Consider the following 15,236-nt stretch of genomic DNA (forward strand, 5'->3'; position numbering starts at 1 on the left):
GGGAGCGGGCTCATGGTGTCGATCCGGCTGCTCGGACCGCCGGTCGTCGAGATCGGCGGCCGGCCGGCCAAGCCGCCGCGCGGCCGGAAGGCGTGGGCCCTGCTCGCCTATCTGCTGCTGGCCGAACGGCCGCCCAGCCGCAAACGCCTCGCCGAGCTGCTGTTCGGCGACGCCGACGACCCGCTGGGCGCGCTGCGCTGGACGCTGGCCGAACTGCGCCGCTCGCTGGGCCTCAAGGAGTCCCTGTCGGGTGATCCGGTGCGCACCGACTTCGGGGAGGACGTCACGGTCGACGTGCGCGTCCTGCTCGACCAGGACGCCGATCCGGCGCCGCTGCTCGAACTCGGGGGAGAGCTGCTGGAGGGTGTGCACCTCGCGTCCTCCCTCGAGTTCGAGTCCTGGCTCCTGGTGGCCCGCCACCGGGTGGCGGGGATGATCGAGGCCCGGCTCCGGCAGGCCGCCGCCCGGCTGCTCGCGGCCGGCCGGGCGAAAGAGGCGGTCGTGTACGCCGCCCGAGCGGTCGAGCACAACCCGCTCGACGAGGGCAACCACGAGCTGCTGGTGCGCAGCCTCACCATGGCCGGCGACCGGGCCGCCGCGCTGAAGCAGGTCTCCGTGTGCGAAGACCTGATGCGGCGAGAGCTGGGCGTGCGCACGTCGCCCGCGTTGCGGGAAGCGGCCACGGTCGGCTCCGACTCGCCGATGTTGCCGCCGCTCAGCGGCCGGGCCGCCGCGATCAGCCAGCTCAACGCGGGCCGGGCCGCGATCACGGCGGGGGCCGTGGCGGCCGGCGTCCAGTGTCTGCGCACGGCGGTCGCCGAGGCCTCCCGGACGGGGGACGCGGCGCTGAAGGCGCGGGCCTACTGCGCGCTCGGCAGCGCCCTCGTCCACGCCCTCCAGGGGCGCGACGAGGAGGGCTCGCTGGCGCTGCACGAGGCGATCCTGCACGCGGTCGCCTCGGGCGACCGGTCGGTCGCGGTGACCGCCCACAAGGAACTCGGCTTCGTCGAGGTCAAGGCGGGCCGGCGGACCGCCGCCACGATGTGGCTGACCAAGGCCGCCGAGATGGCGCAGACCGACGCGGAGATGGCGGCGGTCTGCGGGGTGCTCGGCCAGAACACCTCCGACCAGGGCGACTACCGCGCCGCGATCGGGCATCTGGAGGAGTCGATCGAGCGGGCCGCCCGCTGTGGCGACCACAAGCAGCACGCCTGGTCGTTGTCGATCCTCGGACGCGTGCACCTGATGCGCGACGAACGCTCCCAGGCCCACGCGGTGCTCCGGCGTTCGCTGGAGCTGACCGAGGAGCAGCGCTGGATGGCGTTCCTGCCGTGGCCGACCGCGCTCCATGCCGAGATCGACCTGCGCATGGGCGACGTCGAGGCCGCCGCCGACGGCCTCGAACGGGCGTGGGTGCTGGCCTGTCAGGTCGAGGACCCGTGCTGGGAGGGGACTGCGGCACGGGGGCTCGGCCTGCTCAGCCGCGACCGGGGCGACCACACGGCCGCCTTCCGCTGGTTCGGCCAGGCGACCGACAGCTGCAACCGGCTGCCCGACCGCTACCAGTGGGTGCACGCCAACGTGCTCGACGCGACGATCACCTGCGCGCTCGACGCCGGCGACACCGAGCGGGCCCGCCCGCTCGTGACCACACTGGGATCCCTGGCGGCCCGGTGCGACATGCGCGAATGGGTCGTCCGGGCCCATCTGCACAACGCCCGTCTCGGGGACCGGACGGCGCTCGCCTCCGCGCGGATGCTCGGAGCGGGGATCGACAACCCCGCCCTCGCCGCGCTGCTTCGTTAGGAAACAGGGGAAATGTACGATTCGACGGCCTGGATGCTGGTCGACGAGGGGTGGGGCCGCCGCGCGGTCGACTTCGCGACGCTCAGCGAACCGGGGAACTGCAGAGAATACGTCGCCATGCACCAGCATCTCGGTGTGGGCGACGGCGACCGCATACTCGACGTCGCCTGCGGCGCGGGGCTGGCCCTGGAACTGGCCGCCGTCCGGGGCGCCCGGTGCGCGGGCATCGACGCCTCGGCCCGGCTGGTCGCGGTGGCCCGCGACCGCAACCCCGGCGCGGACGTCCGTGTCGGCGACATGCACGACCTCCCCTGGGACGACGCGTCGTTCGACGCCGTGACCAGCTTCCGCGGGGTCTGGGGCACCACGCCGCTGGCGCTGCGGGAGATCCACCGGGTGCTGAAGCCCGGCGGCCGGGTGGGGCTGACCGTGTGGGGGCACATCAAGAAGTCACCCGGCGCGTGGGCGCTGGAGCCGTTCCGGCTGGCCGCGCCGCCGAAGGTCGACAACCAGCGGAACATGGTCGCCCTCGGGCGTCCGGGGGCCGGTGAGCAGGTGCTGGAGGCGTTCGGGTTCGCCGACGTGCGGCGGGTGACGGTGCCGTTCGCGTGGGAGTTCGCCGACCCGGCGACCTACGCGCGGGCACTGGCGTCGACCGGGCCGGCGTACGAGGCGATTCAGAACGTCGGCGAGGACGCGTTCACCGCCGCCGCGATCAAGGGGGCGAGCGAACGGCTGCGGGCCGGTCTGCCGCTCCGGGCGAGCGTCGACGTGGTCGGCTATCTGGCCCGGAAGGAGGCGTGATGAGCAGCTTCCTGGCCGACGTGGAGGCCGACCCGGCGGAGGCCGAGGTCGATCTCAAGGAGTTCGGCTACGTCATGAACGCCACCCGCTTCTGGGGCTACCGGCCCGAGGTGGCCGAGGGCATCTTCGGCCTGGCCAGAGAGGTCACGCGCGGGATGCCGCTGCGGCTGCGGGGCATCATGGTGGCCGCCTGCGCGGTCGCCTACGGGAACTCCTACTGCGCGTTGTCGTGGGGCAACAAGCTCGCCGTCTGGGCCGACCCGGAAACGGCGGTCTCGGTGCTCACGGGCTCCGACGCCGACCTGACCGAGGCCGAGCGTGCCGTCGCCGCGTGGACCCGCAAGATCACCCGGCGGCCCCACGCGACCACCGAGGCCGACGTCGGGGAGTTGCGGGCCGCCGGGTTCACCGACGCGCAGATCTTCGACATCACGACGTTCGTGGCGCTCCGGATCGCCTTCTCCACGGTCAACGACGCCCTCGGCCTGCGGCCGGACGCACAGTTGCGCACCACCACACCCGAGGGCATCCTCGCGGCGGTCGACTTCGGCCGCCCGATCGCCGACTAGACCGACCCGACCAGCCGGGCCTCGACGCTGCGCAACATCTCCTCAGCCGTGGTCCGGGGGAGGTAGGCGGTGTCGGCGATGAGGCTCAACTGGCCGGTGCCGGGGTCGGTGCCGACGGTGAAGAACACCTTGAACCTGACGCCCGGCCAGGCGTTCTTGGTGTACGTCCTGGTGTGCGCCACCGACAGGTCGGCCTCGGGCGGGAGGGCCGGCCAGCCGGGGGCGGCCCGGCGGTCGTTGAAGAAGGCGTCCAGGTCGTGCCCGCCCGCCTTCTCGCGCATCGCCGTCATCGCGAACGGGTCGTAGTGGGCGTTGCGGTAGGCCTGGAGGGCGGCCCGATGGGTGGTGCGGCAGAACTCGGGGAAGTCGCGCTCCCGCAGGTCGAGCACGATCAGGGCGTCCTGGCCGACCGTGCCGACCATGCCCCGGGTCCGGGCGTCGCGGCGGTTGTTGTGCACGAGCTGCATGACCACCCGTGACCGCGCGCTGACCTCGCCCAGCTCCCCGGCGCAGGCGGCCAGGAGCACGCTGGTCGAGCTGACCGCCAGCCGGCTCGACAAGCGGGTGGCGGCCACCGCCAGCGCGGGCGACTCCATGGTGACCTCGATGAACCGGGGGTCCTCGGGTTCGCCCGGCGGATGGTCGAAGACCTCCAGCGGGGCGTCGGCGAGCACGTCGCGCCAGTAGGAGATCGACCGCGCCGACCGGGCCTGCCAGGCGTCGGAGGCCTCCAATCCGGCCTGGTCGCGCGGCTGCCAGGCCACCGGCGGCGGCGCGACCCCCTTCAGCAGGGACTTCCACTCCTCGGCCAGCAGGGCGAGGGCGTGGTAGTCGACCGCCAGGTGGGTGAAGACGCAGGCCAGGGCGAACGGGCGGCCGTTCTTGACCACGACCGCGCAGCGCAGCGGCCATTCGGCGCCGTGGTCGAAGACGGTGTGCGCCATCTCGCCCGCCACCCGCTCGGCGACCCGGAGCCCGCGTTCCGGGCCGGCCTCGACCAGGTCGATCTCCAGCACGCCCTCGCGGAGGATCCGCTGCCCGGCGTCGGAGAAGGTGGTCCGCAGGGCCTCGTGCCGTTCGATCAGCACCCGCAGCGCGTCGAGCACCTGGGGCAGTTCCCGGCGGCCGTACACCGGGAACACGAACGGGCAGTTCAGGTAGTTCTGGCTGTCGCCCATCAGGTGGACGGCCCGCCACATCAGCCGCTGGCCCCAGGTCAGCGGCGCCTCCCCCTCTGTGGCGCCATTGAACTCGATCTTCATTTCAGCGCCGCGACTAGGGTGTCGACGTCCTCGAACGACGACAGGTCGCCGCTGAGGTCGATCTCCAGGCCGAAGACGTCCTCGATGGTGTCGATCAGGCTGATCCTGGCCAGCGACGTCAGGCCGAGCGCCGACAACGTGTGCCGTCCGGCCAGCACCTCGCCGGGGCTGATCACGCCGCCGGACGCGTCCGCGATCATCCCGGCCAGCCGCACCCTGAGCTCTTCGGTCATGCCATCTCCAGATCGAGCAGTTTCTCGACGGCCAGTGCCGGCCCGGCCACGGTGGGCCGTTCCAAGACCGTCCTCATCGGTACGTTCAACGCCAACGCCTCCCTCGACCGCGCCGGCGACCAGGCGTTCCAGGAACTCGATGGTGCCGTCGTCGCGGTATCGGGCCAGGTCGCCGGTCCGGTAGAGGCGGTCGCCCGGGGCCCCGAACGGGTCGTTCACGAAGCGTTCGGCGGTCAGCTCGGGCCGCCACCGATAGCCGGGGGCCACCCCCGCGCCGCCGACGCACAACTCACCCGGCGTCCCGACCGGCACCAGCCTGAGCCGGTCGTCGAGCAGGCGGATGGTGGTGTTGGCGATCGGCCGCCCGATGGAGTCGTCGTCGGAGAAGGTGCTCCAGATCGTCGTCTCGGTCGAGCCGTAGACGTTCACCACCCGGCCGAACCGCTGCCGGAGTTCGGCCGCCAGGGACGCGGGCAGCGCCTCCCCGCCCGTCAGCGCCGTCACGCCGGAGATCCCGCCCGGCAGCAGCAGCCGCCAGACCGAGGGCCTCGCCTGCACGAACGTCACGCCCTGTGTCTTCGCCAGATCGGCGAGGGCCTTCGGGTTCCGTACGGCCCCCGCCCCCGCGACGACCACCCGGCCGCCGGTGATCAGCGGCAGGTAGAACTCCAGCGCCGAACTGTCGAACGCGGGTGAAGCGAGCGCGAGCCAGCGGTCGTCCGGGCCCGACCCGAGCAGGTCCCGCATCGCCAGCAGCAGGTTCGCCAGGTTCCCGTGGGTGATCTCGACGCCCTGGGGCCGCCCGGTCGAGTCCGAGGTGTAGACGACGTAGGCGAGGTCGTCGGGCGAGGTCAGCCGCAGGTAGCCCTCGTGGTCGTCGGCGCGTGCGTCGGTCAGCACGAGCTTCGGCTGCGCGTCCGCCAGGATCAGGTCGAGGCGCTCGGCCGGATGCCCGGGATCCAGCGGCAGGTACGCCGCCCCCGCGCGCTGCACGGCCAGCAGCGCGACCAGCAGGTCGTCGGAGCGGGGGATCCGGACCGCCACGAGGTCGCCGGGGCCGATGCCGAGCCGCCGGAGGCGTCCGGCCAGCCGCCCGGCGGCCATGTCGAGCTCGGCGTAGGTCAGCGTGCGGTCGTCGCACCAGACCGCGACCGCGTGGGGGGTCGTCCGCACCTGCGCCGCGAACAACTCGGGCAGCGTGACCGGCGGGTAGGCGACGCCGGTGTCGTTCCAGGTGACGAGTAATTTCTCCCGGTCGGCGTCCGGGACGACGTCGAGCTCTCCGACGGCGTCGGCCCGCCGGTCCCCTTCACCGAACGTGATCTCCGCCTGCTCGGGAAGCGTGAGGTTTCGGTCAACCCGCACGGCCACCACCGTTTCGAAATATTTCGAGCCACCGTGAACCCGGTCAGGGGGCACGGAAAGTGACAGCTTGCCCAGGCAGGACAAGCAGTGAAATTTCTCGTATCGGCAGGATAGGCAACCTCAGCGGGAAACGACAGAGAAATGTTTGAGACGTTATTCCGAAACTTTCAAGGTTCCGAGGGTATGCCCGCAAGATGGACTTCGACGGGCAGGGCTGGGCCCAGATCGGTGAACTGGCCCTCGCCATGGTGCTCTCGGCCGCGATCGGCCTGGAACGCGAACGCCGCCAGCACGGCGCGGGGTTGCGCACCCACACGCTGGTCGGCGTGGGCGCCGCACTCTTCATGATCGTCTCGAAATACGGCTTCACCGACGTGCTGAGCGATGAGGTCCTGCTCGACCCGTCCCGGGTCGCCGCGCAGATCGTGTCGGGCATCGGGTTCATCGGCGGCGGGCTGATCTTCGTCCGGCGCGACATCGTGCGGGGGCTGACGACCGCGGCGGTGGTCTGGGTGACCACGGCGGTCGGCATGGCCGCGGGGGCCGGGCTCTGGGTGCTGGCCGTGGCCGTGACGGCGGGCCACTTCCTGATCATCCTGGGACTCCCGCCGCTGGCGGCCCTGCTCCCGCGCTCCAAGTTCGAGGAGACCCAGCTCCGGCTGACCTATGTCGACGGCAAGGGCGTGCTGCGGCAGATCCTCACGACCTGCGGCGACCGTGATTGGTCGGTCAGGCAGATGACCGTCGACCGGGAGACCCGCCCGGGGACCGTTTCGATCCGCATCGTTCTCCAAGGCGGGGGGTCGATCCCCGCGCTGACCCTGGCGCTGACCGACCTCGAGGGAGTGCTCGCGGTGTCGACGGAGGAACCGGACCTGTAGCCGTCAGCCCCGGGCGAAGTTCTCGCCCATCTCCGCGAGGCTGGCCTGGAGCACCTCGCCCAGCGGACGGGACTCGCGCTCGTCGAGCCACACCACGATCGCGACGCGCAGCGCCGCCAGGAAGGCCGCCGCCAGCACCCGCGGGCGCAGCGTGTGGTCTTCTAGGCCCTCGCGGGCGGCGACCTCGACGGCGATCTCCTGTTCCAGCAGCGCCTGGTTGGCGAGCTGACGGGCGAGCAGCGCCGGATGGCGGCGGGCCAGCCGGGTGCGCATCGCCCACTCGCGGTCGGCCTCCTTGCCCTGGTCCTCGTAGAGCTCGGCGGAGGCGCGGCAGAGCGCGGGCCAGGCGCGTTCGCCGGGCGGGCGGCGGCGGATGCGCTCGACGAGTTCCTGGATGCGCTGTTCCTCGCCGTAGAGGACGGCGTCCTCCTTGCCGGCGAAGTAGTTGGAGAACGTCCGACGGGAGATGTTGGCGGCGTCGGCGACGGCCTCGACGGTCACCGCGTCGAAGCCCAGCTCCACGGTCAGCCGCAGCGCCGCCTCGTGGACGGCCTGCCGGGTCTCGGCCTTCTTCCGTTCTCTCAGTCCCACAAGGGGCACCCTACTGTGCGCGCAAATTTGCGCAATGGGTAAAGTTGCCGTGTGAGCAAAACTTCTCGGCACGTCCTGGAGGCGCTCAGCGGCCTCCTGCTCGTGCTCTTCGTCGCGATGATCTCCAGCACGATCGTCTCGGTCGCGCTCCCGCAGATCATCACGGCGCTGAAGGGCACGCAGTCGCAGTACACCTGGGTCGTCACCGCCTCTCTGCTGACCGCGACGGCGACCACTCCGGTCTGGGGTCGCCTCGCCGACCTCTACAACAAGAAGACCCTCCTGCAGATCGCCGTCGGCCTGTTCCTCATCGGCTCGCTGGCCTGCGGCTTCGCGCAGAACACCGCGCAGCTCATCGGCTTCCGGGCGGTCCAGGGGCTCGGCATGGGCGCCCTCCAGGTGCTGGTCCAGGTGATCATCGCGGCGATGATCCCGCCCAAGGAGCGCGGCAGGTACAACGGCTACCTGGGCGGCGTGATGGCCGTGGCGACCGTCGGCGGCCCGCTGCTGGGCGGCGTCATCGCCGACACCTCGTGGCTCGGCTGGCGCTGGTGCTTCTGGATCGCGGTGCCGTTCTGCGTGGTCGCGTGGGCCCTGCTGTTCAAGACCCTCAAGGTCGAGACCGTCCGGCGCGACGTGACCGTCGACTACGCCGGGGCGGGCCTCATCGCGGCCGGCGTCAGCGTGCTGCTCGTGTGGATCACCTTCGTCGGCAACTCGTTCGACTGGATCTCCTGGCAGACCGCCGCCATGGTCGGCGGCTCGGTCGTCCTGCTCGGCCTGGCCACCTTCGTGGAGGCGCGGGTCAAGGACCCGGTCGTCCCGCTGCACGTCATCAGGCAGCGCACCCCCGCCCTGGCCATCCTCGCCAGCCTCGCGGTCGGCATGGCGATGTTCGGCGGCGCGGTCTTCCTCGGGCAGTACTACCAGGTCGGCCGCGGCTTCACGCCCACCGAGGCCGGGCTGATGACGATCCCGATGATGGCCGGCGTGCTGCTCTCCTCGGCGATCTCGGGCCAGATCATCTCCCGCACCGGCAGGGTCCGCCCGTGGATCGTCTCGGGCGCGGTGATCCTCACCGTCGGCTTCCTCGGCCTCTCGCGGATCGACCACACCACCTCGATCTGGTGGATCATCCCGGCGATGGTCCTGGTCGGCGCCGGCGTCGGCATGTCCATGCAGAACCTGGTACTGGCCCTGCAGAACACCGTCGCCCTGCACGACCTGGGCGCCGCCAGCGGCGCGATCACCTTCTTCCGCTCCCTCGGCGGCACCATCGGCGTCTCGGTCCTCGGCGCGATCCTGGCCGACCAGGTCGCCGAGAACGCGGTCCGCAACCCGCTCCCGGTGGCCTTCGCCGACGCGACCGGCCACATCTTCCTGGTGTCGGCCGCCATCGCCGCCCTCGGCGTGGTCGCGACGTTGTTCTTCCGCCCGGCCCCGCTGCGCGAGACCGTGGAGAAGGAGGAGCCCCCGGTTCCGGCAGGCGTCTAGGGACGCTCGCCGACGCCCGTCGCGACCTCCTCGATCCGTCCCCGCAGGCCCCGGTCGGGCTTGAGCGGCTCGGTGTCCATGCCCGCGCCCTCGCGCAGCCCGGACAGGAAGTCCAGGAGCGCCTCGGGGGCGGCGTGCCGCGGCGTCCAGTCGAGCTCCTCGCGGGCGCGCCTGGTGTCCATCAGCGGGATGTGGAGGGCGATGTCCAGCATCCCCGGCGTGGCCGGGATCAGCCGCAGGCGCCAGGCGGCGGCGACCGCGGCGCGGGCCAGTGAGATCGGCACCGGGATCAGCCGGGCGTCGAGGAGCTCCGCCAGGGTGGGCATGTCGAGCACCGGTTCGGCCGCGATGTTGAACGCGCCCTTGACGGGCTGGGTGGCGGCCAGGTGGAAGGCCCGCGCGGCGTCGTCGGTGTGCAGGATCTGGAGCCGCAGCCCCGGGATGTCCGGGATCAGCGGGACTCCGCCCGCCCTCGGCGTGAACGGGCCGCCGAACAGCCGGCGCTGCTCCGAGGCGGCCTCGCGCTTGAAGATGAACCCGGGCCGCATCCGCACCACGCGGGTGCTGGGGTGTTCGAGCTCGAAGACGTCGAGCACCCGTTCCAGGTAGGCCTTCTCGCGGCCGTAGGGGGCCGCCGGCCAGCCGTGGGTGGGCCAGCTCTCGTCCACGGGACCGCCGCCGGGCGAGTAGGCGCCGACGGACGACGCGTACACCAGCTTGGGCACCCCGGCCTCGGCGACGGCGTTGAAGACGCGGATGCCGCCGAGCACGTTGTTGCGCCAGGTCAGGATCGGCCGCCGCATCGGCTGGAACAACCAGGCGAGGTGGATGACCGCGTCCGCGCCGGAGAAGATGTCCTGCAGGTCGTCGGTGGAGATGTCGGCGGCCCGGAACGTGGTCTTCGGGCCGCCCTCCCATCTGGGCTGCCTACGGGCCACCCCCACGATCGTGGTGACCTTGGGATCCGACTCCAGGGCCGCGATGAGGCTCGTGCCGACGTTACCCGTTGCTCCAACCACGACTACTCGCATATCGGGCGAATGCCCCAAAGGGTGCCAGCGAAACTACACCTCCGCGGTCAGGCCCTCCCCCATCGGAAACCAGGTCAAGGGCAGCTGAGCTTGGACGATGCCCTCCCGGCCGTCCAGGAAGTGCGACCAGCCCTCCCAGTGGACCGCGAAGACGTTGGCCGGAGCCATGTCGCCGAGCAGGGTCACCGCGTCACGGCCCGTCATCGTGTAGCGCAGCGGGCCGGTGATCGGGAACCGCACGCCGCCCAGATGGAGGACGACCGTGCCGGGCCTCAGCCTGCGGGCGGTCTCGCGGAGCGGGGCGTACAGGACGGTGTCTCCCGTGATCCACAACGGGCCGTGGGTCTGACCGGGCCATTCGAGGGCGAACCCGATGACGTCGCCGACGATGGGGTGGCTCAGCGGCGGACCGTGCCGGCAGGGGGTGGCGGTGATCGTGACGTCGTTCAGGCGGGTGCTCTCGCCGGGGCGGAGCCCGGTGCCCCCGATCCGGGCGGCCCCCGAGTGGGTGGTGATCACCAGCGGGACGTCCTTGAGGAAGGCCCGTCCGGCGGCGTCGAGGTTGTCGTCGTGGTGGTCGTGGCTGAGCAGCACCGCGTCGACCGGCCCGATCTCCTCGGGTGTGAGCGCCGGTCCGGCGACCTTGGTCGACGAGGTGCCCCAGCCGAAGTCGTAACGCCGGCCGGGCGCGTCGAAGGTCGGATCGGTCAGCAACCGGAGACCCTCGAACTCGACGAGTAACGTCGGGCCGCCGACATGGGTGAATGTGACCTCCGTCATGCCTCGTATTTTGGCGTTCCGGACATGTCCGGCGGGAGTCCCCGGCTCCGACGTATCGGGTGAGCGAAGGGAGAACAGATCATGAAATACATGATCATGCTGTACGGCTCACAGCGTGACTTCGACGCCATGGCGACCGGCGGCCCCGAGGTGGCCGAGATGCACGCGTTCATGGAGAAGTGGAACAACGACCTGGTCGAGTCGGGCGAGTTCGTCGACGCCAAGGGCCTGTCGGCGCCCGTCCACACGCGCCGCGTCTCGATGAAGGCCGGAGTGCCGGTCGTCACCGAGGGCCCCTACCCGGAGACCCAGGAGGTGCTGGTCGGCTACACGATCGTCGAGTGCGCCGGCATCGACCGCGCCACCGAGATCGCCGCCCGGCTCGCCCACACGCCCGGCCAGCAGGCCGAGGGGCAGTACGTCGACGTGCGGCCGATCATGGAGCAGTTCGACGACATGTTCGAATGACGGACCATCCCGGCGTGGAGGACCTGCTGCGCGAGCACGCGCCGCAGGTCCTCGCCGCGCTGGTGCGCCGCTACGGCCACTTCGACACGGCCGAGGACGCCGTCCAGGAGGCGCTCCTGGCCGCCGCCACCCAGTGGCCGGCCGACGGGGTGCCCGGCAACCCGAAGGCGTGGCTGATCACCGTCGCCGCCCGCCGCCTGACCGACCTGCTGCGCAGCCAGCGGGCCCGCCGCGAGCGCGAGGAGGCGGTGGCCCGCTGGACCCCCGTGCCGGCCGACCCGCCCGCCGCCGGAGACGACACGCTGGTGCTGCTGTTCATGTGCTGCCACCCGGCGTTGTCCCCGGCGTCGCAGATCGCCCTGACCCTGCGCGCCGTCGGCGGCCTGACCACGGCGGAGATCGCCCGCGCCTTCCTGGTCCCCGAGGCGACCATGACCCGGCGCATCACCCGGGCGAAACAGGCCGTCAAGGAGAGCGGCCAGCCCTTCGGCCTGCCCCGCGACCGCGCCGACCGTCTGGGCGTGGTCCTGCACGTGCTCTACCTGATCTTCAACGAGGGCTACGCGACCACCTCGGGCCCCGACCTCCAGCGGGTCGAGCTGGCCCGTGAGGCGATCAGGCTGACCCGCATGCTCCGCCGGACCCTGCCGCACGACGGCGAGGTGGCGGGGCTCCTGGCCCTCATGCTGCTCACCGACGCCCGCCGCGCCGCCCGCACCGGCCCCGGCGGCGCCCTGATCCCCATGGACGAACAGGACCGCTCCCTCTGGGACCGGGCGCGGATCGCCGAAGGCGTCGCCCTGCTCGAAGAGGCCCTCCGGCGCGGCGAACCGGGCCCCTACCAGCTCCAGGCCGCCATCGCCGCCCTCCACGACGAGGCTTCGACGCCCGCCGAGACCGACTGGCCCCAGATCCGCGCCCTGTACGACGTCCTCTACGAGATGACCCCCACCCCGGTCGTGGCCCTGAACCGGGTGGTCGCCCTGGCCATGAGCGAGGGCCCGGCCGCCGGCCTGGCGGCCCTGGAGGCGATCGCGCCGGTCGACCACCGCGTGCTGGGCGTCCGCGCCCACCTGCTGGAGCTGACCGGCGACCTCCCGGCGGCGCATAAGGCCTACCTCGAAGCCGCGGAGGCGTCGACGAGCCTGCCGCGCCAGCGCTACTTCCAGCACAAGGCCACCCGCCTTGACGGCAGAGGCTAAAGACTTTAGCTTTGGAGCTATGAGCATTAGCTATGTGGAGCGTGAGGGCGGCCGGATCGCCTACGAGGTCGACGGCGACGGCCCCCTGGTCGTCCTGGCCCACGGGATGGGCGACAGCCGGAAGGCCTTCCGGTTCCTCGCGCCGAAGCTGGTCGCGGCCGGTTACCGGGTCGCCTCCGTCGACCTGCGCGGCCACGGCGACTCGTCCACCGGCTGGGCCTCCTACACGCGCACCGACACCGCGAACGACCTCCTCGCGCTGATCAGGGAGCTCGGCGGCCCGGCCGTCGTCGTGGGCCACTCGTTCGCCGGAGGGTCGGCGACGATCGCGGCCGTCGACGCGCCCGAGCTGGTCTCGGCCGTCGTGCTGGTCGGGCCGTTCACGCGGGCGCAGAAGACGGACTTCGGGGCCCTGCTGCGCAACGGGCACCACCGGCGCGGGATCATGCTGCTGATGGCGACCGCTGTCCTGCGCAGCGGGAAGATGTGGAAGAAGTACCTCGACCACGCCTACCCGGGCCCCAAGCCCGCCGACTGGCAGGCCTACCTGACCGCTCTGGAGACCACGCTGCACATGGACGTCGTGGCGAAGATGGGCATGAACCCGCCGGTCGACGCCGACAAGAAGCTGCCCCTGCTCAAGGCCCCCGCGCTGGTCGTCATGGGTGACCGCGACCCCGACTGGGGCGACCCGAGGGCCGAGGCCGAGGGGATCGTCGCGACCATGCAGGCGGGGGCCGTCACGATGATCCCGGGCGCCGGGCACTACCCCCACGCCCAGTTCCCCGACCGGGTCGCCGAGGTCGTGCTGCCGTTCCTCGCGGAGCACACGCGTGGCTAGGGCGGGCCTGACGCCCGAGATCGTCGTCGACCACGCGATGGCGATCGTCGACGAGCACGGCCCGGCCGCCGTCACCCTGTCGGCGGTCGCGGCCAGGGCGGGCGTCGCCACGCCCTCGCTCTACAAGCACGTGCGCAACCTGGCCGAGCTCACCGAACTGGTGTCGATCAGGGTGATGGACCAGCTCGCCGAGCGCGGCTTCGCCGCCGTCGCCGGCCGGTCGGGCGAAGACGCCCTGCGCGCCTACGCCGACGCCTGGCGCGGCTACGTGAAAGACCATCCGGGCCGCTACGCCGCCATGATCCAGACCGCGTCGCCGGAACTGTCGAAGGCCGGCCAGAAGCTCGTGGACATCACGCTGGCCGCACTGCGGTCGTACGGGCTCGAAGGCGAGCAGGCCATCCACGCCACCCGCGCCTTCCGCGCCGCCGTCCACGGGTTCGTCACCATAGAGGCGGTCGGCGGTTTCGGTCTGCCGTACGCCATCGACGAGAGCTACCACCGGCTGATCGGGATGGTGATCGCGGGCCTGCCGAAACCCGTGTGACAAGATCGCCCCATGTGTCACAGCACCGACAGCAGGCCGCCCGCGCCGCCGGTGGCCGGGGCGGTCGCCTCTCATGAGCAGACCACGCTGACCAGCGAAGACGGCACCCGCTTCCTGGCCTACCGGGCCGAACCCGCCGAGCCCAACGGCCGCTCGGTGATCATCCTGCCGGACATCCGCGGCCTCCACCCCTACTACCGCGACCTGGCCGTCCGGTTCGCCGAGGCGGGTTTCCACACCATCGCCATCGACTATTTCGGCCGCACCGCCGAAACCGACGATCGCGGCGAAGGCTTCGAGTTTCAGCCCCACGTCGCCCAGGTCACCCCGGAACAGGTCGACATGGACGTCGCCGCCGCCCGGGCCGAGCTGCCCGCGCCGGTGTTCACCGTGGGCTTCTGCTTCGGCGGCTCCCACTCATGGCGGCTGGGCGCCCACGGCAGCGGCCTGGCCGGCGCGATCGGCTTCTACGGCGCCATCGGCCGCATCGGCGAGGTGCCCGCCACGCCCGGCGCCCCGATCCTGCTGCTGCGCGGCGGCGCCGACACGGCGTCCACCCCCGAGGAGTTCGACGGCTTCACCGCCGCACTCGACGCCGCGGGCACACCCAACAGGTCTGTCATTTATGACGGCGCCCCCCACTCTTTCTTCGACCGTTCGTTCGCCGAATGGGCCGAGGCCTGCGACGACGCCTGGCGCCAGATCATGGCGTTCACGACCGATCACGCCCAGTAAGAGAAATGTCACTGAGGGTGTCATCGTGGCCGCTCGCCCGGGTTGGTGACCATCAAGGTCCCCCCACCCGTGAAGGGAGTGGCCCGATGGCTACCAAGTTTCAGTACCGCAAGATCACCGGTGTCTTCCGCGCGATGGACGTCGACGGCGACGGCTACCTGACCGAGTCCGACTTCGAGGCGCTGGCGAGCCGGTGGGCGGCGATCCAGGGGCAGCCCAAGGGCCGCATCTACGCGATCATGATGAACTGGTGGGCCACCCTCCTCACCGCCGACCGCGACGGCGACGAACGGGTCACCCTCGACGACGTGATGCTGATCGTCGACCGCCTCAACGAGATGCCCCACGCGATGGCCACCACGGCCCTGTCGATGTTCGACGCGGTCGACGTGAACGGCGACGGCATGATCTCGGCCCGGGAGTACAACCAGCTCATCGTGGGGTGGACCGGCGTGCCGACCGACACCGACGACATCTTCGACGAACTCGACGGCGACGGCGACGGTTACCTGTCCCGCACCGAATTCGGGGAGTTGTGGGCCGAGTTCTGGTCGGGCGACGACCAGCGGGCGTCGGGGTCGCTGGTGTTCGGTCGGATCGACGTGCCGGCGCGCTGAGTTGCGAGAA

The 15,236-nt window shown here is 71.6% G+C and carries 16 protein-coding genes; 11 read left to right on the forward strand and 5 right to left on the reverse strand.

From position 1 onward, the window contains the following. Positions 1–12: 12 nt before the first annotated feature. The 3 genes from GT755_RS17475 to GT755_RS17485 are packed head-to-tail and all read left to right on the forward strand — an operon-like array spanning position 13 to position 3,179. On the forward strand, positions 13–1,806 hold the full coding sequence (locus GT755_RS17475) for a tetratricopeptide repeat protein (RefSeq protein ID WP_161480769.1): 1,794 nt from the start codon (positions 13–15) through the stop codon (positions 1,804–1,806). Between the two features lie 12 nt (positions 1,807–1,818). Beyond that, entirely contained in the window at positions 1,819–2,610 is a 792-nt protein-coding gene (locus tag GT755_RS17480; RefSeq protein ID WP_161480770.1) for a class I SAM-dependent methyltransferase, read from the forward strand. Then, the gene (locus GT755_RS17485) at positions 2,610–3,179 is read left to right on the forward strand and encodes a carboxymuconolactone decarboxylase family protein (RefSeq protein ID WP_161480771.1); all 570 of its coding nucleotides are present in this window, start codon (positions 2,610–2,612) and stop codon (positions 3,177–3,179) included. The genes GT755_RS17480 and GT755_RS17485 overlap by 1 nt, the downstream gene beginning before the upstream one ends. Here the strand turns inward: GT755_RS17485 and GT755_RS17490 are convergent. Together GT755_RS17490 and GT755_RS17495 are read right to left on the reverse strand one after the other, a co-directional pair. Continuing rightward, positions 3,176–4,441, reverse strand: a complete 1,266-nt coding sequence (locus GT755_RS17490; RefSeq protein ID WP_161480772.1) for a condensation domain-containing protein — start codon at positions 4,439–4,441, stop codon at positions 3,176–3,178. The two genes, GT755_RS17485 and GT755_RS17490, sit on opposite strands and share 4 nt — an antisense overlap. Then, entirely contained in the window at positions 4,438–6,039 is a 1,602-nt protein-coding gene (locus GT755_RS17495) for an amino acid adenylation domain-containing protein (RefSeq protein ID WP_161480773.1), read from the reverse strand. The genes GT755_RS17490 and GT755_RS17495 overlap by 4 nt, the downstream gene beginning before the upstream one ends. Before the next feature lie 194 nt (positions 6,040–6,233). On the opposite strand from GT755_RS17495, the gene GT755_RS17500 reads away from it, so the two are divergent. After that, on the forward strand, positions 6,234–6,920 hold the full coding sequence (locus tag GT755_RS17500; protein WP_161480774.1) for an MgtC/SapB family protein: 687 nt from the start codon (positions 6,234–6,236) through the stop codon (positions 6,918–6,920). A gap of 3 nt (positions 6,921–6,923) precedes the next feature. Here GT755_RS17500 and GT755_RS17505 read toward each other — a convergent pair whose 3' ends face one another. Continuing rightward, entirely contained in the window at positions 6,924–7,511 is a 588-nt protein-coding gene (locus tag GT755_RS17505; RefSeq protein ID WP_161480775.1) for an acyl-CoA-like ligand-binding transcription factor, read from the reverse strand. Between the two features lie 117 nt (positions 7,512–7,628). Here GT755_RS17505 and GT755_RS17510 point away from each other — a divergent pair, with 117 nt between their 5' ends. After that, the gene (locus GT755_RS17510; protein WP_161481176.1) at positions 7,629–9,005 is read left to right on the forward strand and encodes an MDR family MFS transporter; all 1,377 of its coding nucleotides are present in this window, start codon (positions 7,629–7,631) and stop codon (positions 9,003–9,005) included. On the opposite strand, the gene GT755_RS17515 is transcribed toward GT755_RS17510, so the two are convergent. Then, the gene (locus tag GT755_RS17515; RefSeq protein WP_328794391.1) at positions 9,002–10,024 is read right to left on the reverse strand and encodes an NAD-dependent epimerase/dehydratase family protein; all 1,023 of its coding nucleotides are present in this window, start codon (positions 10,022–10,024) and stop codon (positions 9,002–9,004) included. The genes GT755_RS17510 and GT755_RS17515 overlap by 4 nt on opposite strands. Positions 10,025–10,069: 45 nt before the next feature. After that, complete coding sequence (locus GT755_RS17520) at positions 10,070–10,816, reverse strand: MBL fold metallo-hydrolase (RefSeq protein ID WP_161480777.1); 747 nt, start codon at positions 10,814–10,816, stop codon at positions 10,070–10,072. A gap of 81 nt (positions 10,817–10,897) precedes the next feature. Here GT755_RS17520 and GT755_RS17525 point away from each other — a divergent pair, with 81 nt between their 5' ends. From GT755_RS17525 to GT755_RS17550, 6 genes are all read left to right on the forward strand, one after another. Next, positions 10,898–11,284, forward strand: coding sequence for a YciI family protein (locus GT755_RS17525; protein ID WP_161480778.1), 387 nt, complete (start codon positions 10,898–10,900; stop codon positions 11,282–11,284). Further along, entirely contained in the window at positions 11,281–12,486 is a 1,206-nt protein-coding gene (locus GT755_RS17530) for an RNA polymerase sigma factor (protein ID WP_161480779.1), read from the forward strand. Before GT755_RS17525 ends, GT755_RS17530 begins: the two co-directional genes overlap by 4 nt. Positions 12,487–12,505: 19 nt before the next feature. Further along, positions 12,506–13,327 (forward strand): alpha/beta fold hydrolase, encoded by an 822-nt coding sequence (locus tag GT755_RS17535; protein ID WP_161480780.1) that lies wholly within the window; start codon positions 12,506–12,508, stop codon positions 13,325–13,327. Beyond that, on the forward strand, positions 13,320–13,874 hold the full coding sequence (locus tag GT755_RS17540; protein WP_161480781.1) for a TetR/AcrR family transcriptional regulator: 555 nt from the start codon (positions 13,320–13,322) through the stop codon (positions 13,872–13,874). Before GT755_RS17535 ends, GT755_RS17540 begins: the two co-directional genes overlap by 8 nt. 12 nt (positions 13,875–13,886) lie before the next feature. Next, positions 13,887–14,609, forward strand: a complete 723-nt coding sequence (locus GT755_RS17545) for a dienelactone hydrolase family protein (protein ID WP_161480782.1) — start codon at positions 13,887–13,889, stop codon at positions 14,607–14,609. 86 nt (positions 14,610–14,695) lie between these two features. Further along, positions 14,696–15,226, forward strand: a complete 531-nt coding sequence (locus GT755_RS17550; protein WP_161480783.1) for an EF-hand domain-containing protein — start codon at positions 14,696–14,698, stop codon at positions 15,224–15,226. Positions 15,227–15,236 lie beyond the last annotated feature (10 nt).

The sequence above is a fragment of the Herbidospora solisilvae genome (assembly GCF_009901565.1).
Taxonomy (GTDB): domain Bacteria; phylum Actinomycetota; class Actinomycetes; order Streptosporangiales; family Streptosporangiaceae; genus Herbidospora; species Herbidospora solisilvae.

Bases quoted from the DNA above. Each gene is read 5' to 3' on its own strand.
- GT755_RS17475 (WP_161480769.1), top strand. From the start codon at position 13: ATGGTGTCGATCCGGCTGCTCGGACCGCCGGTCGTCGAGATCGGCGGC.
- GT755_RS17480 (WP_161480770.1), top strand. From the start codon at position 1,819: ATGTACGATTCGACGGCCTGGATGCTGGTCGACGAGGGGTGGGGCCGC.
- GT755_RS17485 (WP_161480771.1), top strand. From the start codon at position 2,610: ATGAGCAGCTTCCTGGCCGACGTGGAGGCCGACCCGGCGGAGGCCGAG.
- GT755_RS17490 (WP_161480772.1), bottom strand. From the start codon at position 4,441: ATGAAGATCGAGTTCAATGGCGCCACAGAGGGGGAGGCGCCGCTGACC.
- GT755_RS17500 (WP_161480774.1), top strand. From the start codon at position 6,234: ATGGACTTCGACGGGCAGGGCTGGGCCCAGATCGGTGAACTGGCCCTC.
- GT755_RS17510 (WP_161481176.1), top strand. From the start codon at position 7,629: ATGATCTCCAGCACGATCGTCTCGGTCGCGCTCCCGCAGATCATCACG.
- GT755_RS17520 (WP_161480777.1), bottom strand. From the start codon at position 10,816: ATGACGGAGGTCACATTCACCCATGTCGGCGGCCCGACGTTACTCGTC.
- GT755_RS17525 (WP_161480778.1), top strand. From the start codon at position 10,898: ATGAAATACATGATCATGCTGTACGGCTCACAGCGTGACTTCGACGCC.
- GT755_RS17530 (WP_161480779.1), top strand. From the start codon at position 11,281: ATGACGGACCATCCCGGCGTGGAGGACCTGCTGCGCGAGCACGCGCCG.
- GT755_RS17535 (WP_161480780.1), top strand. From the start codon at position 12,506: ATGAGCATTAGCTATGTGGAGCGTGAGGGCGGCCGGATCGCCTACGAG.
- GT755_RS17545 (WP_161480782.1), top strand. From the start codon at position 13,887: ATGTGTCACAGCACCGACAGCAGGCCGCCCGCGCCGCCGGTGGCCGGG.
- GT755_RS17550 (WP_161480783.1), top strand. From the start codon at position 14,696: ATGGCTACCAAGTTTCAGTACCGCAAGATCACCGGTGTCTTCCGCGCG.